This window comes from Jejudonia soesokkakensis (assembly GCF_042664795.1).
GTDB lineage: Bacteria > Bacteroidota > Bacteroidia > Flavobacteriales > Flavobacteriaceae > Jejudonia > Jejudonia soesokkakensis.
In genome coordinates, this window is the sequence record NZ_JBHTBN010000002.1 from 328,566 (window position 1) to 351,427 (window position 22,862).

Here is a 22,862-nt window from a genome sequence, read left to right on the forward strand (position 1 = left end):
AAAGTTGATTAATTAAGCCATTAGAATTTGAACATCTAATAACATTACACGCAAAAATAACTAAAAAAAGGACATATTAAATTGACTTAGGGTAACAGAGGTAATATTTGGTCACTTCTTTAGAGAGCGCTTTTAGATTTAACTGGTCGCTCGCCTTGGCTACATCTACTATTTTCCCTGTCTTAGTTATTAAATTAATTGTGTCAATGTCCATCTTGTAGGCCTGATTTGAAATACTTCCCGTAAACACAAAATAGGCAGCTTCGTGTTTTGTTAATGTATATTTTTTCTGAAGAATTTCCATTTTAGCTGAAACTCTATCGGCATTTATAGGCTTTTTCTTAAATTTAATCTTTAGCAATTGTCGGTTTAATAACATATCTGAAAGATGGTGAAGCACAAAATCTTCAGAAGTATTCCAGGTTTTCATTGCCATAACTATATCGTAATCGTCTAATTTTGCAAAGTTATCTAATGCAAGTTCATCAAAATTTTCTTCAGAAATAGAATGTCTAATAAAGAATGACAACGCATCATTTGAAATTTTCAACTTTCCGCAGGCATATAATTCTTTTGCACGCTTAAGTAATCTAATGAGTAACTGCTCTGCGACGATACCTGTTTTGTGCAAATAGACCTGCCAATACATTAATCGCCTTGCGACAATAAATTTCTCTACCGAATAAATTCCCTTCTCCTCTACTACCAGCTTATCTTCATGAACATTTAGCATTGTAATAAGTCGCTCGCTATTTACAGAACCTTCGCTTACTCCCGTATAAAAACTATCACGCCGAAGATAATCAAGACGATCCATATCTAGCTGACTCGATATGAGCTGATGCAGGAATTTTCGGTCATATTCATTTTTAAAAATAGCGATTGCAAGCGTTAATCTGTTGTTAAACTTTGTGTTTAAAGCCTCCATAAATTTTAGAGAAATCTGCTCGTGGCTTATCCCATTTACAATACTATGTTCCATTGCGTGAGAAAAAGGACCATGTCCAATATCGTGTAAAAGGATAGCAATGTAGAGGGCTTCTGCTTCTGCTTCAGAAATTACAACTCCTTTAAAGCGTAGTACTTGCACAGCTTTTTGCATTAAAAACATGGCACCCAAAGCGTGATGGAAACGAGTATGATGCGCACCAGGATATACTAGATACGACATTCCCATTTGGCTTATGCGTCGCAATCTTTGGAAGTAAGGTTCTTCAATTAACTTAAAAATGAGCGTTCCAGGAACAGTAATAAAACCATAGATAGGATCGTTTATAATTTTGAGCTTGTTACTGGTTTTCAAACTTTAACTTTAAATTAGTAGTGATGCGGAAAAAATTAACTGACTTCGGAATTAATTTTGATATAAGTAATTCTGAAAAATAATTTCACCAACAAATATACATATATGAACGATATCAAAGTACTTTGGGTAGATGACGAAATAGATTTATTAAAGCCACACATCATTTTTCTTGAGAAAAAGAATTATAAAGTGACGACTGCTAAAAGTGGTACCGAAGCACTTGAGGAAATTCGTGACCAGAATTTTGATATTGTATTTCTAGATGAGAACATGCCAGGGCTTACTGGACTTGAAACGCTAGCTGAGATTAAAGAATATGAAGCGACGCTTCCTGTGGTCATGATCACGAAGAGTGAAGAGGAATATATTATGGAAGAAGCAATTGGTTCTAAGATTGCAGATTATCTAATAAAGCCTGTAAATCCCAATCAGATACTATTAAGTCTTAAAAAAAATCTAGATCATTCTCGATTAGTTTCAGAAAAGACAACGAGTAGTTATCAGCAGGAATTTAGAAAAATTGCTATGGATATGTCGATGATCAATACTTACGAAGGTTGGGTTGATCTCTATCAGAAACTAGTGTATTGGGAATTAGAACTTGAAGGAATTGAAGATACAGGAATGTTTGAGATTTTAGAATCCCAGAAAACTGAAGCTAATATTCAGTTTTGTAAGTTTATAGATAAAAATTATCCATCTTGGTTCGAGGATTATGAAGCGCCTACGATGTCTCACACCTTATTTAAAAATAAAGTGGTGCCACAATTACAAAAAGGGACACCAACACTAATGGTAGTAATAGATAATTTGAGGTATGATCAATGGAAAGCTTTTGAGCCTATAGTCACTAATCTGTACAAAAAATCAAAGGAAGAGTTGTTTTGCAGCATTCTTCCCACAGCTACTCAATATGCAAGGAACGCCATTTTTTCAGGTTTAATGCCAAGCGAAATGGAAAAAAAGCATCCCGATTATTGGTTAAATGATACCGAGGACGGCGGAAAGAATTTATATGAAGATAAATTTCTGGAAGCACAATTAAAAAGACTTGGAATCGATTTAAATTGGAGCTATACTAAGATATCCAGTCTAAAGCAGGGAAAACGAATGTCGGATAATTTTAGACAACATAAAGATGAAGATCTAACTGTGATAGTTTATAATTTTGTAGACATGCTTTCTCATTCTAAAACAGAAATGGAAGTGATTAAGGAATTAGCTTCAACAGATAAATCCTATCGCTCGTTGACTCAAAGCTGGTTTAAAAACTCTCCTTTAATGGATATTATTCAGCAAGCAGCGCATTTAGGTTTTAAGTTAATTATCACTACAGATCACGGAACAATCAATGTAAAAAATCCTTCTAAAGTTATTGGAGATAAAAACACAAGTCTAAATTTACGTTACAAAACGGGTAAAAGTTTGACGTATGAAGACAAAGACGTACTAGCAGCCAAAGATCCAAAGAGTATTCATCTACCCTCAATTAACATGAGTAGTTCTTTCATTTTTGCCAAAGGAGATTTGTTTTTTGCTTACCCAAATAACTATAATCATTATGTTAGCTATTATAGAAACACCTACCAGCATGGAGGTGTTTCGCTAGAAGAAATGATCATTCCATTTGCTGTTCTTGACCCTAAATAACTATTTTTTGTAGGATTTTACTTATTTTATTGCTGTTTATCGAATATTTTTGTAAATAATCGTGATAATAGTCTATATTTGGTTTTTTTAAAATCAATGACAGTGACCTATAAAATAGAACATCTACCAGAAGTTGCGGAACAACTTTTAGCAGCTAACAAAAACAAAAACATATTGTTTTATGGTGAGATGGGTGTAGGTAAAACCACTTTAATAAAGGAAGTTGCAAAATCATTAGGAGTGCTAGATACTATTAGCAGTCCAACTTTTTCAATAGTTAATGAATATGCATTACCCGAAGGTAAATTGTTTCACTTCGATTTCTATAGAATAGAGGACGAAGAAGAAGCAATGGATATTGGTGTAGAAGAATACTTTAGCTCAGGACATTGGAATTTTATAGAATGGCCAGACCATATTGCAACATTATTACCAGATACATATACCAAAGTGACTTTGGTTAAAAATCACAATGGAACAAGAACTTTAAATGTATTGCCAGTGAACTAGATTGCAACAACTACATACTTTTTTTTCATATTCCTTATTATAAAGACCCCAAATCGCTCTATTGTAAGCAAGTTTTATATTGCCAAAAGCAAAACTCACTAAGATACGGTGAAGATAATCAGGAAACTTGTGTTTTTTCGTGCTAGGTTTGTACTATTAACCTCACAAAAACTACTATTATGAAAATGACAAAGTACTTAGCAATCGTTGCAATTTTTGGCGCCGGATTATTTATTTCTTGCACTCCAGAAAGCATCGAAGATGGACAAACAGAACAACAAGTTGACAAAACCCTTAAACCGCCAATCAGAGGATAAGAAGGCATTATTTATAGGTGGAGTTATTGTTTTTTTAATAGCAATTTCTCCATTATTATTTTATTTATATGAAAGTTTCCCAGAGACTCAAATTTGGGAAACTTCATTATTTTCTTATACAACTTCTTTTCCTGATTGGAATTCATATGCTTGGTATTTAACAGGTAAAATAATTCCTCTCTATTTACTTTTATTATGGTTTTTTACCTGTAAGCATTGGTGGTATTGGGTCCTTTTAATACCAATATCTATGTTTGCTTTTCAACTTTGGGGTCTTATTGTACAAAGTAATCAAATTGACGAGAATGAATTAGCCTACGTATTACCTATAATGGCTGTAGTAATTCCAGGAGTTTTTTTAATTAGAGCCAAATTATTTAATAAAGTTAGAGGAAATAATCTAAGAGAATTTGAGGAAGAATTGATGATCAAAAAAAGTTTTTGGCAGCAATTAAGAGATTTATTTAGATAAATTATATACATATATTAAATGTTTCTCTCCCTAATTGAATATAATAGCATCCTAGTCATCTCTCAAGTACTTATAAGCTTAGGGATTCTTATTGCTATTTATTTTTTATATAAAATATTTAAAAAAAAGAAATAGCTTTATGAGGCATCTTTTTCTAAATTTTTAATATAATACGAAGGATAAAACCCTACTTCTTTATAAAATGCTTTTGAAAATGATTCTGGGGTTTTAAACCCGCATTCATTTGCAATCGCTTTTACCGAGTATTTTCTAAAAATAGCATTGTTTTTTAATTCTTCTAATGCAAATTTTATCCGTAAGTCATTTAAATATTGTGAAAAGTTCTTTTCAATCTTTAAATTTATTACCCGTGATAGGTAATTCTGATTGGTATTAAATTTTTTTGCCAAGCTGTGTAAATTGACTGTATCTGATAAAAATTGCTTTTTTGCTTCAAAGCTTTCTAACTTTGCAAGTATTTCTGAAACTATTTCAGGTGAAATTTCATTTAATGCTGCCTCTTTAGCTTGTAAACTATTTTCATTCACAAGAATTGCCGAATTTTTCAAAATAAGAGATTCATACCTTTTCTTATACACTTTTTGCCTGTTGAAATAGTAAAAGAGAAACAAAACGGACATCATTAAAATACATGAAATCACCCAAATCGTTTTAGTTCTAATTTGATTTCTTATGGTCAATCCTGAAACTAATATATCCTTCTCTTCTAAAAGCCTTGGAATATCAAATCTTTTAAGCATGTTTGGATCATAATATTTATATTTAATAATGAAAGAACTATCAATTTTTCTTAATCTATTTAAGTAATTAATCTGTTTTAGGTAGTCTTTATTTATAGCTGCAATTTTAAGTAATTCTTCAAATACTAGCCTATCGTCTGGATGAAATTCATATTCAAATATTTTTGATAATGAATCGCATTTTTCTAAATATTTAATTCCACTATTTACATTATTAAGTCTTAGTTCTGAGAGACCTAATATACTATTAAGGATAAATAGATCATTTTTTGAAAGATCATTAATATGACTATTTGATAAAATACTGTCAGATAAAAAAATAGCCTCCTTATAATTTTTCTCATGATATCTTGTTTCCAATGTGTACTTTAATAATGATAACTCATATTGTAGTTTATCCTTATTATTATATTTTCTTAATAATTCTTTTTCTTTCTTTAAATATTTATTAACAGAATCAAATTCTCTCAAGCTTAAGTATATAAATGAAAATGTTGTATAAGAATTAATTTGATTAATTAATTTTAATTCATCAATACTTATGCTTGAATTATTTCTTGTTGTAATTTTTAAGTTTTGATAGTATTCTTCTGTATTGATTAAACTATCTCTTTTTAATTGTAATTTTAAAGCTTCATTTTTATCACCCCATAATGTCTTTCCTATAATTAATTGATGAAGTATCCACGCCTGCTGTATTTGATTATTATTTTCATAAGCTAGATCATAGCATTTTAAATAGTTATTCATTTCATTTTCAACATCATTCATAACTCCATAAAATGCACCTTTTAACATATAACCTAACGCCGGGTAGGTAATATGATTCATGTTTTCTGTTAATGAAATAACACTATCGGCAAACTGAATATTTTTTTCTGGATGAAAAATACGTGCTAAACGGTCGTATCCTCGAGCCATTTTGATTGTATCCCCTTCTGCTCTGCCCCTATCTAAATATACCCGTGCAACTATTTCTGCTTGTATAGAATCATGAGACACCTCATTAAAATAATCGAGCAATGCTTCATCTTCATAAGTTTCCAATTGAGCCTTCGAACTATTTTGAGCAATTCCAGTAAAGGCACAAAAAAGAATTACTATGAATGCATTAATCGTCATAACTATTTGTTTACTAAGTAAATCTAAAAAAAAAGTGTCGGTTATTTACAAAAATGGAGCTATTGCCCATAAAGGGATAATAACTTTAGCATAAACAACTGATTTTTAAAATATTAAGTCGTTTATAGTTTTCCAATAATTTATGAATTACGACCGTTAATTCTTAAATATCGATCCTATACACTTGCTTTTAAAGGAAATCTGTATCACATTTGGAGAAGATAAACCAAGTAAGAGGCTTCCATCAAATAAGTTAACTGGGGAGTTAGTTTGCAAAGAGGAAGCCTGCTTGGTTTTGATTTATTAATATAAAATCGAAAAAAGTGACACAGACTTAACAAACTAAAAAAGAGAAAGCCTCTACCAGGTAGAAGCTCTCACCGTTTCTTGTAAAACGAAATAAACTTAATAGTTTATCTTACACAAATATACAAATTATTTAAAAAGAGACAACTGCGGTTTATTTTAAGAGTGTAAAGCTTTCCACACTTTAAAAAGCCGCGGAAACCGAAAAGCGAACGAGTAGGAATTTTTTAAATTATGTATTATGAAAAAACTAAAATTAATCACCCTTATAATTTTATTATGTATAGGGTTTCAAGTAACAGCTCAGAATAAGACATCCAGTTCAAATTGGACTAAAGAAGAAGTTAAACAAGAACTAATCGACGGATTTGCCCAATTTGTAGAGTCAGTTCGACCGTTTTATGCAAAAGGAGACACTTATAGCCAGTTTTTAAATAAAGTGTTCTATGGAAATAATACAAATATCACTAAGCCCATTCCAATATTACCCCCTGCAGGAGATGGTATGCTACACAAAGCTTATGAATATTTAAGTAAGGGCTATAATCAAATAGAGATAGTTAAGCTAGGTGATTATGAGACAATGGGTAATGCGGTACTTTTTTATAATGAGGAACAGAAAAAGGCAGGAAAAAATGCGAATAGAACAGATCTTGAAGCTAAACTTTTCGGAGGAAATTCAACTGTATTGGAATCAAATCCTTTGCTTGCAGAGCGAGGAAGATGCAGATGGTGGCAGCTAAGTTGCCATCTGAGTGAAATTTTTGGTGATGATGGAGGCGCTACGATTACGAATGGAATTATACAATTAATTTTAACAATTCTAGGATTAGGTTAATAATTTTTGTTTCCGCATTAGTAAATAGCTTATGCGGAAGCATTTTTCAAAATAAATTTTTTATATATGAAACCTTACTATATTCTCTCATTATTACTAGCTTTATTTTTTTCAAGTTGCCGTATCCCACTTGTCAATATGACTCTTCAAAAATTAGGCATTTTTGAAGATGAAGTAAAATTAATTAAACTTAAAAAAGATAATAACGAAATAGCATTTATTCCTATCCATCATGCAGGAACTAGAGAGTTTTACAATGATGTTACTAAAAAAATTGATTCATTGGAAGCAATAGGATATTTCATGTATTGGGAAAAGATTAAGTCAAAAAAAATGGATAGTACCAAAGCTGATACAGTATCTAGGAAATTAAGAAAAATCACAGGTATTTATACATTTGGCAATGATTTTGTTAGCGTTTTAGATACTTTAACAAAAAATAAGTTGCATAAACTAAAAAAACAACTAATCAATCAGCCATCATATTGGGACCTTGGAATTGATAGTTTAAATAGTAAAAACGCAGATGCAACTGTTGAACAAATTTTAGAGTTTCACGATGAAAAATATGGTAAAGTGGTTTTAGAACCTTGTGACTTTGAAACCAAAATTACTGAGAAAAGTTCTTGTCAAAACTTAGAAAATCACAAAGATATCAGTGATGATATAATAATAAATTTTAGAAATCAAATAGTATTAGAAGAACTTGACAAGGAAATCAAAAATAAGATTGCGATTGTTTATGGACGTGGTCATCTCGAAGGGATTAAAAAAGGACTTATAGAAAGAGGCTACATACAAGTAGCACCACTCCCCGACTAATATAAAAATAGTGTATATTATGAAAATAGGTATCACCTTACTAATAGGGTGCCTGGCACCGCTTTGCCTGGCTCAAGCTGATTTCGACACAGAAAATGAGGTCTATGCTACCATCAATTTTAATGGAAGACATTGTCGTGGAGATCGAGGTATCTGCAGTGTTATTGTCGAAAATAAAGCAAGCAACGCAAATTCAATCATCGCAGTAGTTAACGATTCCAAAATTGAACTTCTAATTCTAAAAGATGCTTTAGAGACTTCAGAATTTAGTAAAATATGTGGCATTGAGGCCGAAGAAATTTCAGATAAAAAAGCACTCTATTTTATAATGGAAGAGCCATTTATGCTTCCAGAAAATTTAATTTCGACCTTGCACTTAAATCCCCAAAAAAGAACTATTCAGAATAAAGAATATGCCATCTCGGTTTCGGAAGAATATTTTATCATAACCTTAAATCTTCAGTAAAATGATCATCTCCTCTCGACTATATATGCTTGCTTTTCTGTTATTTTCGGTTATTACCTGTCATGCTACCCATAAAAACAACTACGAAATAGATCAGCTTTTGTCTGAATGGATTCGAGAAACCAATGATATTAAGGATTCATACAACCACTTAAATAATCCTATTTATTTTCGGTTAACAGCCATTTCTAATGAGTTATTAGTAAAAGAAGCTACAGTTGAAAAGAAGATAAGCTTACTGATTGAAAAAGACCTCCTGAAAGAACAATTACAACAAAATAAAATTTCAGAAATAAACGATATTAGCAAAATTAGATATCTAAAAGGACTCCAAATTATTAAAATTCTCTACGGAAAAACCCTCGCCTTGGATCATCATTTTGCTACAGTAAGTACCCTCAACGAAATTAATAAGATATCAAACCCTAATAACTATCAGGAATTCTCAAATATTAAAGAATTTATCGCAAAGAAAAGTGAAAAAAAACAAGGTTTTGATCTTTCAGAAATATTGGGCACAAATATCTATACTTCAATTATACATTCGTTTGTTTCATTATTCACCAATTCAGCCGCAACTAAGCAAGAAAAAGACTCAAGCATCCGGAATATAGAATGTATTCTCGACTTTACACTCCGTATGCATAATGATTTGAATACTATCTATTTCGAAACTGTTTTTTTAAAGAAAAGCAATGAGAACATGATGCAGGAAATTGAAAAATTATTTACCGATTACACAAAACCTATCGATTATAAAAAATCATTAAAGGACTGTAGAGACATGGATGACTGGGATGCTGTGCGTGACCAGTTAAACAGCTATCTCGAGAAAATGGAAGCTGCTATCTCTTCAAAACCTTCCGATTCTAAAGTTCAAAGAATGCGTATCGATCTTGAATTTCCTATAGATAGATTGCTTCAGTACATTACCCAATACAATGCTTTTATTGATCAGGGCTCTAAATTTTATGAAAAGTTTGGCATCATGCTAGACAGCTATGAAAATGAGCAACAATGCTCCTCAAAAATTCCTCCAGAATACAATACATTAAAAAAAGGTGTTACAATTGCTATCGAAAAATTTAATACAGCTTACAAGCCAGTTGAGATCAATGGAAGTAAAATGAAAGAGGTACTCTATGGTATTAATGAATACGAGTAAACCGCTTACTATTGCTATTCTGTGTTTCAAAATATTTACGTAACTTGGTACAACCAACCGAGTACACATGAGCAAACCTTCATCACCTTTTACCAAAGAACAATTACTCCCACAGGAAGAAAAATTGGAGATCGCCAGACAAAAAGGAGAACTTTATATTGGAATTCCTAAAGAAATATATTTTCAAGAAAAACGAATTTGTTTAACACCCGATGCTGTGGGTGCCATCGTTGCCAATGGCCACCGTGTTTTAATTGAATGTGGCGCAGGTGAAGAAGCTGGATTTTTAGACAGGGACTTTAGTGAAGCAGGGGCACAATTAACTAAGGATACTAAAAAGGTATTTGGTTGCCCTATGGTTTTAAAAGTAGAGCCTCCTACGTTAGAAGAATTAGAATATATCAACCCAAAGACTGTATTGATTTCTGCCCTTCAACTTAAAACTCGGCAGAAAAAATATTTTCAGGCACTTGCAAAGAAAAAAATTACAGCAGTAGCTTTCGAATTTATTAAAGATGAAGACAATACCTATCCTGCCGTTAAAGCGCTAAGTGAGATTGCTGGAACGGCCTCCGTATTAATAGCATCTGAACTTATGGTCAATGCAAAAAAAGGTAATGGCCTGCTCTTCGGAAACATTAGCGGCGTGCCTCCTGTAGAGGTTGTAGTAATTGGCGCTGGAACAGTTGGACAATTTGCAGTTCGCTCTGCTATTGGCCTAGGGGCTAATGTAAAAGTTTTTGATAGCTCTATTACCAAATTAAGGAGGTTACAGTCTGACGTAGGTCAAACCCTCTACACTTCTACCATTCAGCCTAAAAATCTCACAAAAGCATTACGACGTTGCGACGTAGCCATTGGTGCCATTAGAGGAAACGATCGCTCCCCTATTGTAGTTACCGAAGACATGGTTGAAAAGATGAAAAAAGGAGCAGTGATTATTGATGTTAGTGTAGATATGGGTGGCTGTTTTGAAACCACCGAAATGACCACACACGATAGTCCTATACAAATTAAACACGATGTAATTCATTACGGTGTGCCCAATATTCCTGCCCGCTATCCAAAAACAGCATCTATAAGCATTAGTAACATATTCACTCCCTATCTGTTACAGATTGCAGAAAGTGGAGGGCTTGAACAAGCCATTCGATTTGACAATGGTTTAAAAAATGGTTTGTATTTTTACCGCGGAATTTTAACCAATAAATCGATTAGTGATTGGTTTGATATGTCGTATAGTGACATCAACTTACTTATCTTTTAATTTCTGAAAAAGAATTTATGAAAGTAGCACAACGAATTGCCTGGTACCTTGGCGGATTTGGTATTGGTCTTCTAATTTTATTTTTTTTTCTCGGCGGAAAAAAAACCTCCTGTGACTATGGTCCAAATGACAGAGTATTAAAAAATATAAGAATTAAAGACAGAGTCTTATCTGAAGCGGCTTTGGTATCACTTAAGTCAAAACAACTAGATACTTCAGCTATTTCAACACTTCTTTACGATGGCACCGTTGATTTTGGAGAAAGTATTACAAATCTTGATTCGTGCAACGTGTATATTATTAACGGAGAAGTTTCAGAAAAAAAATTACAATTAAAAATTCAGAATTGCACTAATAGAGCAACGGTCCTATCTTTAAAAGAAGTTACTAACTAATTATAATTTTCTTCTTGCTCTTTCTTTTTTCAGTAAGGTAAGCTCACGACTCGTCTGCCCAGCTACCGATGTGTTTTCTTCGGCACGTCTAATTAAATAGGGCATCACATCCTTTACAGGGCCAAAAGGAATGTATTTAGCCACATTATACCCTTCATTTGCCATATTGTAGCTTATGTGATCACTCATCCCGTAAAGCTGTCCAAACCATACTCTAGAATCGTTTTTAAACAATCCTTTGGCATCCATAACCTCCATGGCCAAATAACTACTAGCTTCATTGTGAGTTCCTAAAAACAATGAAATATCCTGTAAATTATCTAGTATGTATTGCATTACCTCATTAAAGTTGGCATCGGTCGCTTGCTTGCTTGCACAAATAGGAGTTGGATATCCTTTCTCTTTAGCGCGATCATTTTCCTTTTCCATATAGGCTCCTCGCACCACTTTAAAACCAAGTTTGTATCCGCCAGCTTTAGCCTTAGCATGTTGTTCCTTTAAATAATCGAGTCGGTCCCAACGATAACATTGCAGGGTATTAAATACGATAGGTTTATCGGTATTATAAGCAGCCATCATCTCTTCACATAGGTCATCTGCAGCATCCTGCATCCAAGATTCTTCGGCATCTATCAAAACAGCGATGTCACATTTCTTTGCTGCACTACAAATATCTGTGTAGCGCCCAATAATTCGCTCCCATTGCCCTAGTTCATCTTCAGTAAGTTCTTTATTTTCTGAAACTTTTTGAAAAATTTTAAATCGTCCAAAACCTGTTGGTTTGAATACCGAAAAAGGCATGGCTGGTTTTTTTTCGGCAAAATGAGTAAGCTCCAAAACTTTAGCCAATGTAGCATCAAACTGAGTCACTTCTTCTGAGCCTTCGACCGAATAGTCTAAAACGGACGCAACACCCGCTTCATATAAACTGTCAACTGTTGGCATACAATCTTGTTCGCTTACGCCTCCACAAAAATGATCAAAAACGGTTGAGCGTATTAACCCTTCTACTGGTAAATGCAAATTAAGGGCAAACTTAGTCGCAGCTGTTCCTATTCGAACCAAAGGCTCATTGGCAATCATCTTAAACAAAAAATAAGCCCGCTCTAGTTCAGAATCAGTTTTCAACTTAAAAGCAACTTCTGTATTATCAAAAAGTGAATTTGACACCATAATTAAAAAATGAATACAAATATAGTTAGATTTGAGCTTTCATAAACAACGCAAATAACATTCGGCCCTATGATGGAAATTAAAAAAGAGCGAGGTGCAGTTTACTGTAATGAAGAAGCATGGAAACATCTTAAAAGCAAGCTAGTTAGCCTTCACCCCTCTAAATTATTTATTCTAGTCAATACCCATACAGCCCGTTTTTGTTTACCTGTTTTTTTAGAATTAAGTGAAATTACAAGCTATGAAGTTCTTACCATCGAGGCTGGAGAAAAGTATAAAAACATTACCAGTTGTGTTGACTTGTGGCATTTACTTTCAGAAAAAGGGGCTGACAGAAAAAGTGTTTTAATTAACTTAGGTGGCGGGGTGGTTACAGATCTTGGCGGATTTGTCGCCTCCACATTTAAACGAGGAATTGAGTTCATTAATATTCCTACTTCTTTGCTGGCAATGGTAGATGCTTCTGTGGGTGGAAAAAATGGTGTAGATCTGGGAACACTAAAAAACCAAATTGGTGTAATAAAAGAACCGCTGCAGGTAATTGTAGACACTAATTTTTTAAAGACGCTACCCAAAAATGAAGTAGTTTCGGGGTACGCCGAGATGCTTAAACACGGATTAATTCATTCTGAAGATTATTGGAATGATGTTCAAAAATTTGATATAAAGAATCCTGCTTCAGAAGAGAATTTGATTTGGAAATCAATTCTTATAAAAAATGAAGTGGTTACTGAAGATCCTTTTGAACAGAACCGAAGGAAAACCCTTAATTATGGTCATACCTTAGGACATGCAATTGAGTCCTATTGTCTGGCTTCAGAAACAAAAAAAACACTCTTGCATGGAGAAGCAATTGCCATAGGAATAATCTTAGCGACCTTTCTCTCAACAGAATTACTAAACTTTCCGAAGCAAAAATGCCAGCATATAGCCAATGTAATTCTTTCACATTATCCCAAAGTGGAGTTTACTGAAACCACAATTAACGACTGTATAGAATTACTTAAATACGACAAGAAAAATCAGCACGGGAAAGTACTATTTGTGTTACTAAATGATATTGGAAAACATGAAATAAATTGTGAAGTTCCTAATGATTTAATTTACAAGGCATTTTCATATTATAAAAATCTGTAAAAGTTATTTGATTGTTTTTATATTTTAGTAGTTTTAAAACCGCAAAACAACGTGCCCAAACCTATGAAAAGAATTATAGTTGACTATAAAAAATTAACTCCAGAAATCCTGTCAATGTTGGTTGACAAATATCCTGATGGATACGACGATGATCAAGTGATTCGATTTAAGAATGCACAAAACGAAACTGTAGAAGCGGTTGAAGTGCGTACTGATGACACAATTTACCTGGTTAAGGTGAGTTCCAGACTAGAAAACAGTATGGCCAATTTTGATGAAGATGATTATGAAAATGATGAGTACAGTGATCCTATTGTAGAAATAGCAGATAGAAAAATAGCTGACGAGGAAGAATAAAAAAAAGCTCCACAATGGAGCTTTTTTAATTTATTGACTACAATACGACTATGCGTGTTGTAATTCGTGCTTACCTTCTTTAATTTCTTCGATTAATTTTTTGTTGAAAGCAGGTAAGTCATTTGGATTTCTACTAGTTACAAATCCTTCATCTACAACCACTTCTTCATCTACCCAATTAGCTCCAGCGTTTACTAGGTCATCTTTAATAGAATTAAATGAAGTCATTTTTCGACCTTCTACTACTCCAGCAGAAATTAATGTCCAAGGGGCATGACAAATAGCTGCCACTGGCTTTTTTTGTTTAAAGAAGTCTCTCACAAAAAGTAAAGCATCTTCATTTCTTCTCAATGTATCGGGGTTAATTACACCACCAGGTAGCATCAACGCATTGTATTGATTCGCACTTACATTGTTAAGGGTTTTATCTACTTTGTATGAAGAACTCCAATTTCCATCTGCCCACGATTTAATTTCGCCTTCGGTATCACTTACAATATCTACTGTAAAACCTTCGGCTTCCATAGCCTCTTTGGGAGATTTTAATTCTGATTCTTCAAATCCGTTGGTTGCTAATATTGCTATTCTCTTTTTCATAATCTTTCGTCTTTTTTAATTAATAATTCTTTTATATAAAAGTACGGCGATTACATGCATACTGCAAGTTTGCAGTACTAAACCTATGCTAAAGTGTGTTAAGAAGTCTTAATTTAAGCTTCAGAATTTTTCTTCAGCTTCTTAGCAATTTTCTTATCGTTTTCGAGCTTTTCTTTATATGCTCTTAATTCGACAAGTTCTTGTTCATACGAAAGCGTTGCATTGTCTGCAGGTTCGACATTAATATCTCTATACAATGCCCATTGCACCGTAAATTCGGCTCCAAAAAATAAAATAAGACATGAATAATACACCCAGAGGAGTATCAACACAACACTTCCAGCTGCACCATATACCGAAGTTGGGTTTGAAGCACTAAAATAGTATCCCAAAAGGTATTTCCCTACTAAAAACAATAGAGAAGTTATAACAGCTCCAATAATAGAAGTTTTCCACTTAATTTTGATATCTGGCAGCATAGTAAATATGGTGGTAAAAAGAGCTGCTATAAATACTTCTGAAAGTATAAAGTTAGCGACAGCCAATAGCACCGAAGAAATTTCGGAATAAAAAGTAGCGACATAAGAGACAAATGCATCAATTGCTGAAGATACCACCAGTGAAATAAGTAATAAGAATCCAATAACCAATATGAGCCCAAAGGACCATGCACGGCGCTTCAACGTATCTTTAAAGTTATTCTGTTTTGAACGAACGCTCCAGATATCATTCAAAGCACGTTGTAATTGATAAAAAACTCCAGTGGCACCAAATAGTAACATCCCAATTCCTAGAACAACCGTAATCCAGGTACTCTCTTCAATAGCAGCATTGGCAATCATGGTTTCAATGGCTTGTGCGCCTTCGGTTCCTATTAGCGAATCAATTTCGGTTGTTATTTTACCCTGAACAGCTTCTCTTCCTAAAAATGTACCTGCAATATACATCGTGATCATTAAAAGAGAGGGTAATGAAAATAGAGCGTAATAAGCGATAATCGCACTTTTGGCCCAGGGTTCATTTTTATCCCAACTTAGATAGGTGTCTCTGACAAGGGTAAAAAATTTCATTATAAATATCTTTCATTTATAATCTGGCAATGATGCTTTTCGTGACCACAAAGTATATATCCGCATGCACGTACAGAGATATCACTTCCACTTGCTTTTCCTATGCGTAGTAAAGTTTCAGAAGAAAAACTTTTAAATAAAGTGATTGAAGCTTTTCTCACAGCTATATAATCTTCTAAAAGTGATTCTCTAGTAAACTGATTTGCCTGTACAGTTTCAGCAAACTCATCCTGATCAAAACCTTTTAGATCTGTGTGTATAGCACGAGCGATAAATAAAGCCCGATAACTAAACACCCGTTCAGTATCAATAAGATGTTGTAAAATCTCTTTTGGAGTCCATTTACCTGGCGCGTATGTATATTCTAATTTGTCTTTATTAAGTGAGTGAAAAAAGGCAACTGTTGTGTCAAGGCTATTCGATAATAATTCTAGCAAGGGCGCATCTTTTACTGGCATTACATATGGCGAATAGTATGCATTGTATTCATTTGCTTTAAGCGTATTTGACATAACATCTAAATTTTAAATTCTAAATATAAAAAAACCCCTTACCGAAATAGCAAAGGGTTTATATGTTTATTATAACTTTTAATGAATTTCTTTAAAAATAGAATGCATAAGTCTTTTTTTATCGTTGATGCTCTCTTCTAGGGATATCATGGTTTCTGTTCGGGTTACACCTTCAATATCATCTATCTCATAAATAATGTCTTTGGCATGGCTTGTATTCTTTGCCCTAATCTTACAAAAGATATTAAATTTACCAGTAGTAACATGAGCTACAGTAACATAAGGAATTTCATTAATTCGTTCTAAAACAAATTGAGTCTGGGAGGTCTTGTTTAAAAAAATACCTACGTATGCGATAAACGAATACCCTAACTTTTTATAATCCAATCGTAATGAGGATCCAGTTATGATTCCAGCTTCTTCCATTTTCTTTACGCGAACATGCACTGTACCAGCAGATATTTGTAGTTTTTTTGCTATATCTGTAAAAGCGGTTCGGGTATTCTCGATTAACATGTCGAGGATTTGATGATCTGTATCGTCTAATTTAAATTTTGCCATAGAATAAAAATATATCTGCAAAAATAAAAGGTTTTTAATCGTTTGCCTCTATTTTATTGTAAAATAATCATTAATAGTGTCAGTATCGTCATTTATTTTCAACAACTCCTGGCCTATTTGTAAATTTTTATGCGAATTTAATAAAATAGATTTTCCTTTCAAATCCTGTTCTACATGACCATAAATATCTGAGAGATCTCCAATAAAATCTATGACCGGCACAAACTGTATTGCTCCCTTTATCAACTGTTCTGAATATTGAATAGCAACATCGGTCACTCCAATGTTAGTTGCTACGTTAACATTACGAAGTATGATGTCTTTAAAATTCTTTTGGTTTTGTGGGATTTTCAGATAGTCTGAAACATCATATTGTGTATCTAAAGCGGGAATTATATCAAACAAAGCCAAAAGCGCATAGAATATATACTCTCTTGTTTTTTCACGTTGGTAATCGTCAGGAAAATGGCCCGCCTCAAAAAGAATGGTTGGCACCTCTTTTTTCTGAAAGGTATCCCCTACACAATTTACATTGAAAGTATCGTCATATCTTCCCACCTGACCTGGAATATGTTGCTGTAACATTGCGTTCATTTTAGCGATGAGTTGCATACTCTCTATTCTAGCTATAGTTATAGAACGCTTCTTATTGGCAGCAGGCGAAAGAAATGATATGGTAGCAGGTTTTTTAGTGCTTAATCCGTAGATCGTTCGTTGATCGTGTAAATTCAAACATAAATCAGGTTTGACACTATCAAACACAGATCGAAGCAACATACTTTCCCGTTGTGATAATTCTAATGCATCTCTGTTTAAGTCAAACATGTTAGCGTTTTCCCTAGTATACGCTGCAGCTCCGTCAGGATTTAGCATTGGCAGCACATAAAATGTATACTGTTGCTTAAAAGCGTCTACTTGAGGTTGAAAACTCGATTGTTTAGATAAAAATGCGAAGAAATCAAAAATTGCTTTGGTAGTTGTCGATTCATTGCCATGCATTTGAGACCATGCCAATACAACTTTTTTACCATGACCAATTTTAATTAAAGGGATTTTTTGTTCCTTTTCTGAGTATCCTGCTACTACAGTTTTGAATACATTTTTATAGGATTCTAATACAGGTTGAATATGTTCTAAAGTCACATACCTACCCAAAATTGCAGCTTCGAAATTGTGCTTATACCAGTCTATATAATTCATATGAAATCTCTCTGTTTACAAAAGTAAACATATACTTGTTTACAAGTGTAAACACAAATAAGAATGATTTCTGTGTATTCTTGTAAACAAAAGTAGCTTCCGGAACATGCTAAAATCTTCAAATTAATTAACGCTAGCTAATCTAGATCTATATATTTATATTTCAGTATATTAAGATTTATTATCGAAAGTATCAATTTATATAAAAAAGTAGTGTTTACAACTTTATTTCGCTACTATAATACAATAGTTTACATTTGTAACTTACATTTAAGCACCTAAATTGTTACAATGGTAAACAGTGCCGATTTTACAAAAAGACTTGAAAAAATACTCGATTTTTACGGGTTATCTGCTACTGCTTTTTCTGAAGAAATTGATTTTAACCGCTCAACGATTTCTCACCTCCTATCGGGTCGAAACAAACCTAGTTTAGAATTCGTGATGAAGGTGGTTCAAAAATTTGAAGAGGTAAATTTATATTGGTTATTGAATGGAAAAGGAACGTTTCCGTCAGAAAGCAACAATGAAGTAATTGTAAATAAAGAAACTCCTCCTATACTTTCAGAAAAAAAGAAACTAGAGACACCTCTTGATAAAACCCCAAATGCTTCAGAAGCTAATAAAATTGAAAAAATTATCATTTTCTATAAAGATGGTAGTTTTAAAGCTTACGAAAATTAGCGTAGTTTCCTAAATTTTTCAGAAATTCGCAGAAAATTGCAAGCATGCGCTTTAGTGTACTATTTCTACTTTTTTTATTAAACATGGGCTGTTATACACCTGAACGCAATTGTGAGAACTTTAAAACTGGAACATTTGAATTTGAGGCAGTTGTAGGGACAGAAGTACTTACCACTAGATTTAAACGTAATGACTCTATCGAAATAGATTATTTTAGAGGAAAAGCAGACACCTCTTCTATACGATGGATTAACAACTGTGAATACATCGTACGAAAATTGCATCCTAAAAATATGGCCGAAGAACAAGCAATCCATATGAAAATTCTAACCACCGATGGAAATAGCTATTTATTTGAATATAATGTCGTAGGGGAAAGTAGAAAAGAACGAGGGACAGCTATTAAAGTGAGTAGTTTACCCTAAGTTTTTACATAAGGAATTATTAACCAGAATAACCAATAAATAAACTATCATGTTCGAAATCTTAACTTCTCCAGATGCGCTAGTTGCTTTATTAACATTAACGTTTCTAGAAATTGTACTGGGAATAGACAACATTATTTTTATATCGCTAGCAGCCAGTAAACTCCCAAAAGAACACCAGAAAAAAGCTACTAATATTGGTCTTTTTATGGCTATGATTATACGAGTCGTATTATTATTTGGTATCTCTTGGCTTGTCGCCATGGAAGCACCTTTCTGGCATATCAATTTATCATGGATCAATGCCGGCATCAGCGGACAGGGGATTATTTTAATTATTGGCGGATTATTTTTATTGTATAAGAGCACGAGTGAAATCCATGAAAAAGTGGAAGACAAAGGGCATGATGAACGTATTGTTAAAAAGCAACGAGCTACCACCCTAACAAAAGCAATTATCCAAATTTGTTTAATTAATATTGTATTCTCTTTTGATTCTATTTTGACAGCAATCGGGATGACCAACGGAATAGGTGATAATCCTACCGATGCCCTAGTAATTATGGTAATTGCTGTGGTAGTATCAGTATTGATTATGATGATTTTTGCCAATCCGGTAGGGAGATTCGTCAACAAACACCCTACGGTTCAACTACTTGGACTTTCCTTCTTGATTCTTATTGGATTTATGTTGATTGCTGAGGGTGCTCATCTATCTCACCTTGAGATCTTTGGATCTTCGGTAGGAACCATACCAAAAGGGTATTTATATTTTACCATTGCATTCTCATTATTTATAGAATTTATAAATATGAAATACCGAAAAAAAACATCCGATATTGTTTCTACACTTCCGGAAGAAAACATCAAAGACTAAACACATACATACATTATGTCGCAACTACATCCCAATACCGAAAGGGGGAAAACAGCAGTAATACTCCTTTGGGTAATGGCAGCACTCGAATTGGCAACTTTTATTTCTGAAGCCATGCAGTATTTTATGATTCAGGAATATTTTGAAACGGGAGAAATTAGTGATGCCACAGCCGATTCCAACGACATGCGACAGGCCTTAATCTATATTTTATATCTGGCTGGATTCATTATTTGTGTAATCACCTTTATAAGCTGGTTTCGAAGGGCCTATTACAATTTGGGGTTACGTATGAAAAAATCCAAAACAGATGGCTGGGCAGCTGGAGCCTGGTTTGTTCCTATTCTTAATCTTTTCTGGCCCTACCAAATCATGGTAGAATTGTATGAAAAAACTATTCAATATATTAACAGTAAGCATCCTGAAAGTTATACCTATTCTGCAAAAACAACCGTCTTTGTTGGTTGGTGGTGGGCATTTTGGATCTTAAATAATATCATGGGGCAAGTAGTCTCAAGGGTGACTATAGCTGCTGAAACAATAGAAGATCTAAGCTTAGATAGTCAATTAAGTATGGTAAATGCAGTATTGGGGATTGTAGCAGCACTTTTTGCCATAAAAGTGGTTACTGACTATATGAAACTTGAAAAAGTATACTTTAAAGTTGCTCACGAGCCTGAGCGTTCAAAAGAAATTCCAACCACTTCTGCACCTGAAGAAGATAGTTTACTGTCATAATTTACTGGATGTTAATTTAAATAAGAACTTTTAAGAAGCGTATATATTTTGATAGGCTTCTTTGGTTTTGTTTAGCTTATTAAGTGTTTGAAAAAGCATTTCTTTATCAATAGGCTTAGTTAAGTATTCATTCATTCCTGAAAGTTTTCCTTTTCTGATGGACTCTACAGTAACATCTGCAGATAATCCTATGACCTTACTCAACGGACTTATTTGCAATAATTTTTCGGTAGTTTCAAAACCATCCATGTCTGGCATATGAATATCCATAAAAACCACGTCATAATTTATGTATTTTGATTTTGAAAGCGCCTCATTACCACTTCCCACACTATCTGCATGTATCCCAGCCTGTTGTAAGATATTGAATAAAATCATTCGGTTAATTCGGTTGTCATCTACAATAAGGCAATTAAGGTCTGATAAATCTCTGATTTCACTCGTGATTTTTGCTTCAGTTTCCGAAGCAATGCTAAGTGGGAGACGAATACTAAAAGTGCTGCCTACATGATTTTTACTTCTTACTTTAATTGTTCCTCCAAGCAATTGCACCAACTCATTAGTTATGGCTAGTCCGAGCCCTCCTCCAACATGACTTTTCCTGGTACCATTTTCAACTTGAACAAATCGATTAAAAATTTCATTGATTTTATTTTCGGGTATTCCAACACCTGTATCACTTATTTCAACATCAATAACTAATGTATCATCTACTACTTTTTCTGTATAAGCAACACTAATAGAACCTTTAGGTGTAAATTTTATCGCATTGGTTAAAATGTTAGTAAAGATTTGATCAAATTTTGAGCTGTCTGATCGTACAGAACTATTTGAAAGAGTTTGAATGGAGGTATTTAAATGGAGCTTATTCTCCGCTATTTGCGTTTCATAAGTAGCAATGACATTTTTCAAATTTTCGGAAGGTGAAAATACTTGATTGTAAATTTCTACTTCACCAGATTCAATTTTATTAATGTCCAAAATATCATTCACAAGCCCTAATAAGTTTTGTGCAGAGTTTTTCATTAATTTTAAATACAAACGCTCATTTCGAAGTAAATTTTTAGACCCTAAAATATCAACAAAGCCGAGTATTGCATTCAGAGGAGTTCGTATTTCATGACTCATGTTGGAGATAAAATCTGATTTGTAAAGGGAAGCTTCCTGTGCCGCTAACTTTTGTTCTTCAAGCTCTTTATTTAATTGGGTAAGTGTAGCATTAATTTCAAGTTGTTGGTTTGTTCGATGTCTCCATCTTAAAAAATAAACAATCAAGAAACCTACGATGATCGATATTAAAATACCATAACTTAGTGCAGTTTTTTGAATAATGTCACGTTCGGTATATAAAGCGCTGTCTCCAAAAACTAACTGAAAACTCCATGTTTTATTTGACTCGGGATTAGGTTGTAGGCTACTCGTAAACTCACTCCTTTCAGCAAAAGACTCCTTATCAATAGTTCCAGAAGAATAAAATGGTTCCCCTTCTTCGTCAATTAATTGAATGGTGAAGTTTTTAAAGTTTTTGCTTAGTTCATTAAACTGAGATTCGAAGTCCATTCCTGCCGTTACCGTTCCGTAGAATTCATCTTCTATAAATATGGGAACATCTACTAAAAACGCATTTCCTTTTTGAGTAAGATGTACCCAGGATGTCATGTTGGATTTTCTATTCAGGCTATTGGTCATCCAATCATCATAACGGTATTCAATTGGTTTTATATCCAGCAAATAAGCCGCTCTGTTTTCTGAAAGTGGATGAACTTCACGAATAATACCATCATGATCGATCCATTCTATAAACTGAATGGCTGGATGTTGGTCCATAATACGTGTCGCATCACTTTCAAAATATTCCATAAATTCACTATTACTCTCCTCAATTCTATCTTTAAGATTTTCTAGAGAAATAATATTGTCATGAACAGTTCTTTCAAAATCCTGAACTGTCACATTCCCAACAGTCTGTATATGACTTGAGATTTCTTGATCAAGTTTCTTTTTTGCTTGTAAATAGAAGAATATACAGCAGAGTGATAAAAAAGTAGAAACGCAAATTGCGATCCAATAGGTACGTTTTGGGGCGGTACGTATCATGGAATTAGTTTCCTTTTATAAAAATTAAATAGGTTTA

Annotated in this window: 24 protein-coding genes; 15 read left to right on the forward strand and 9 right to left on the reverse strand. The window is 33.4% G+C overall.

The genetic code is table 11. From position 1 onward, the window contains the following. Window positions 1–76 precede the first annotated feature (76 nt). Window positions 77–1,303 carry an HD domain-containing protein gene (locus tag ACFQO1_RS06155; RefSeq protein WP_380217108.1) on the reverse strand — a complete coding sequence of 409 codons (1,227 nt, stop codon included), beginning with the start codon at window positions 1,301–1,303 and terminating at the stop codon, window positions 77–79. Between the two features lie 105 nt (window positions 1,304–1,408). Between ACFQO1_RS06155 and porX the strand changes: the two genes are divergently transcribed. From porX to ACFQO1_RS06170, 3 genes are all read left to right on the forward strand, one after another. Next, window positions 1,409–2,956: a T9SS response regulator signal transducer PorX gene (porX, locus tag ACFQO1_RS06160; protein WP_380217109.1), complete on the forward strand. Its 1,548-nt coding sequence runs from the start codon at window positions 1,409–1,411 to the stop codon at window positions 2,954–2,956. A 96-nt stretch (window positions 2,957–3,052) separates the two neighbouring features. Next, on the forward strand, window positions 3,053–3,466 hold the full coding sequence (gene tsaE, locus ACFQO1_RS06165; protein WP_380217110.1) for a tRNA (adenosine(37)-N6)-threonylcarbamoyltransferase complex ATPase subunit type 1 TsaE: 414 nt from the start codon (window positions 3,053–3,055) through the stop codon (window positions 3,464–3,466). A gap of 261 nt (window positions 3,467–3,727) precedes the next feature. After that, a complete protein-coding gene (locus ACFQO1_RS06170; protein WP_380217111.1) occupies window positions 3,728–4,255 on the forward strand; it encodes a hypothetical protein in 528 nt (175 codons plus the stop codon). A gap of 137 nt (window positions 4,256–4,392) precedes the next feature. On the opposite strand, the gene ACFQO1_RS06175 is transcribed toward ACFQO1_RS06170, so the two are convergent. Next, window positions 4,393–6,138 carry a helix-turn-helix domain-containing protein gene (locus tag ACFQO1_RS06175; RefSeq protein ID WP_380217112.1) on the reverse strand — a complete coding sequence of 582 codons (1,746 nt, stop codon included), beginning with the start codon at window positions 6,136–6,138 and terminating at the stop codon, window positions 4,393–4,395. Window positions 6,139–6,685: 547 nt separating this feature from the next. Here ACFQO1_RS06175 and ACFQO1_RS06180 point away from each other — a divergent pair. The 6 genes from ACFQO1_RS06180 to ACFQO1_RS06205 all read left to right on the forward strand — a co-directional run bounded on the left by ACFQO1_RS06180 (window position 6,686) and on the right by ACFQO1_RS06205 (window position 11,397). Then, window positions 6,686–7,282 carry a hypothetical protein gene (locus ACFQO1_RS06180; RefSeq protein WP_380217113.1) on the forward strand — a complete coding sequence of 199 codons (597 nt, stop codon included), beginning with the start codon at window positions 6,686–6,688 and terminating at the stop codon, window positions 7,280–7,282. A gap of 66 nt (window positions 7,283–7,348) precedes the next feature. Next, a complete protein-coding gene (locus ACFQO1_RS06185; RefSeq protein WP_380217114.1) occupies window positions 7,349–8,104 on the forward strand; it encodes a hypothetical protein in 756 nt (251 codons plus the stop codon). 19 nt (window positions 8,105–8,123) lie between these two features. Next, complete coding sequence (locus ACFQO1_RS06190) at window positions 8,124–8,570, forward strand: hypothetical protein (RefSeq protein ID WP_380217115.1); 447 nt, start codon at window positions 8,124–8,126, stop codon at window positions 8,568–8,570. Between the two features lies 1 nt (window position 8,571). Next, the gene (locus ACFQO1_RS06195) at window positions 8,572–9,735 is read left to right on the forward strand and encodes a hypothetical protein (RefSeq protein WP_380217116.1); all 1,164 of its coding nucleotides are present in this window, start codon (window positions 8,572–8,574) and stop codon (window positions 9,733–9,735) included. A 67-nt stretch (window positions 9,736–9,802) separates the two neighbouring features. Beyond that, window positions 9,803–11,002 (forward strand): alanine dehydrogenase, encoded by a 1,200-nt coding sequence (locus tag ACFQO1_RS06200; RefSeq protein ID WP_380217117.1) that lies wholly within the window; start codon window positions 9,803–9,805, stop codon window positions 11,000–11,002. Between the two features lie 17 nt (window positions 11,003–11,019). After that, window positions 11,020–11,397 (forward strand): hypothetical protein, encoded by a 378-nt coding sequence (locus tag ACFQO1_RS06205; protein WP_380217118.1) that lies wholly within the window; start codon window positions 11,020–11,022, stop codon window positions 11,395–11,397. Here ACFQO1_RS06205 and ACFQO1_RS06210 read toward each other — a convergent pair whose 3' ends face one another. Then, on the reverse strand, window positions 11,398–12,570 hold the full coding sequence (locus ACFQO1_RS06210) for a proline dehydrogenase family protein (protein ID WP_380217119.1): 1,173 nt from the start codon (window positions 12,568–12,570) through the stop codon (window positions 11,398–11,400). It abuts the gene before it with no gap. Between the two features lie 69 nt (window positions 12,571–12,639). Between ACFQO1_RS06210 and aroB the strand changes: the two genes are divergently transcribed. Together aroB and ACFQO1_RS06220 are read left to right on the forward strand one after the other, a co-directional pair. Further along, the gene (aroB, locus tag ACFQO1_RS06215) at window positions 12,640–13,707 is read left to right on the forward strand and encodes a 3-dehydroquinate synthase (protein WP_380217120.1); all 1,068 of its coding nucleotides are present in this window, start codon (window positions 12,640–12,642) and stop codon (window positions 13,705–13,707) included. A gap of 63 nt (window positions 13,708–13,770) precedes the next feature. Further along, on the forward strand, window positions 13,771–14,064 hold the full coding sequence (locus tag ACFQO1_RS06220; protein ID WP_380217121.1) for a hypothetical protein: 294 nt from the start codon (window positions 13,771–13,773) through the stop codon (window positions 14,062–14,064). Between the two features lie 48 nt (window positions 14,065–14,112). Here ACFQO1_RS06220 and ACFQO1_RS06225 read toward each other — a convergent pair whose 3' ends face one another. The 5 genes from ACFQO1_RS06225 to ACFQO1_RS06245 form a co-directional block, all read right to left on the reverse strand. Next, window positions 14,113–14,661, reverse strand: a complete 549-nt coding sequence (locus ACFQO1_RS06225) for a type 1 glutamine amidotransferase domain-containing protein (protein ID WP_380217122.1) — start codon at window positions 14,659–14,661, stop codon at window positions 14,113–14,115. Window positions 14,662–14,774: 113 nt separating this feature from the next. Then, window positions 14,775–15,731, reverse strand: coding sequence for a YihY/virulence factor BrkB family protein (locus tag ACFQO1_RS06230; RefSeq protein WP_380217123.1), 957 nt, complete (start codon window positions 15,729–15,731; stop codon window positions 14,775–14,777). Then, window positions 15,731–16,243 (reverse strand): DinB family protein, encoded by a 513-nt coding sequence (locus ACFQO1_RS06235; RefSeq protein ID WP_380217124.1) that lies wholly within the window; start codon window positions 16,241–16,243, stop codon window positions 15,731–15,733. The genes ACFQO1_RS06230 and ACFQO1_RS06235 overlap by 1 nt, the downstream gene beginning before the upstream one ends. A gap of 78 nt (window positions 16,244–16,321) precedes the next feature. Next, window positions 16,322–16,804, reverse strand: coding sequence for an Lrp/AsnC family transcriptional regulator (locus ACFQO1_RS06240; protein WP_380217125.1), 483 nt, complete (start codon window positions 16,802–16,804; stop codon window positions 16,322–16,324). Window positions 16,805–16,852: 48 nt separating this feature from the next. Next, complete coding sequence (locus tag ACFQO1_RS06245) at window positions 16,853–18,004, reverse strand: M14 family zinc carboxypeptidase (RefSeq protein WP_380217126.1); 1,152 nt, start codon at window positions 18,002–18,004, stop codon at window positions 16,853–16,855. Between the two features lie 291 nt (window positions 18,005–18,295). Here ACFQO1_RS06245 and ACFQO1_RS06250 point away from each other — a divergent pair, with 291 nt between their 5' ends. The 4 genes from ACFQO1_RS06250 to ACFQO1_RS06265 all read left to right on the forward strand — a co-directional run bounded on the left by ACFQO1_RS06250 (window position 18,296) and on the right by ACFQO1_RS06265 (window position 20,728). Further along, window positions 18,296–18,688 carry a helix-turn-helix domain-containing protein gene (locus ACFQO1_RS06250; RefSeq protein WP_380217127.1) on the forward strand — a complete coding sequence of 131 codons (393 nt, stop codon included), beginning with the start codon at window positions 18,296–18,298 and terminating at the stop codon, window positions 18,686–18,688. 83 nt (window positions 18,689–18,771) lie between these two features. After that, window positions 18,772–19,113 (forward strand): DNA topoisomerase IV, encoded by a 342-nt coding sequence (locus tag ACFQO1_RS06255; RefSeq protein ID WP_380217128.1) that lies wholly within the window; start codon window positions 18,772–18,774, stop codon window positions 19,111–19,113. 49 nt (window positions 19,114–19,162) lie between these two features. Beyond that, a complete protein-coding gene (locus ACFQO1_RS06260) occupies window positions 19,163–19,990 on the forward strand; it encodes a TerC family protein (protein WP_380217129.1) in 828 nt (275 codons plus the stop codon). A 15-nt stretch (window positions 19,991–20,005) separates the two neighbouring features. After that, window positions 20,006–20,728, forward strand: coding sequence for a DUF4328 domain-containing protein (locus ACFQO1_RS06265; protein ID WP_380217130.1), 723 nt, complete (start codon window positions 20,006–20,008; stop codon window positions 20,726–20,728). A 30-nt stretch (window positions 20,729–20,758) separates the two neighbouring features. Here the strand turns inward: ACFQO1_RS06265 and ACFQO1_RS06270 are convergent, their stop codons facing one another. Continuing rightward, on the reverse strand, window positions 20,759–22,825 hold the full coding sequence (locus ACFQO1_RS06270) for a hybrid sensor histidine kinase/response regulator (RefSeq protein ID WP_380217131.1): 2,067 nt from the start codon (window positions 22,823–22,825) through the stop codon (window positions 20,759–20,761). Window positions 22,826–22,862 lie beyond the last annotated feature (37 nt).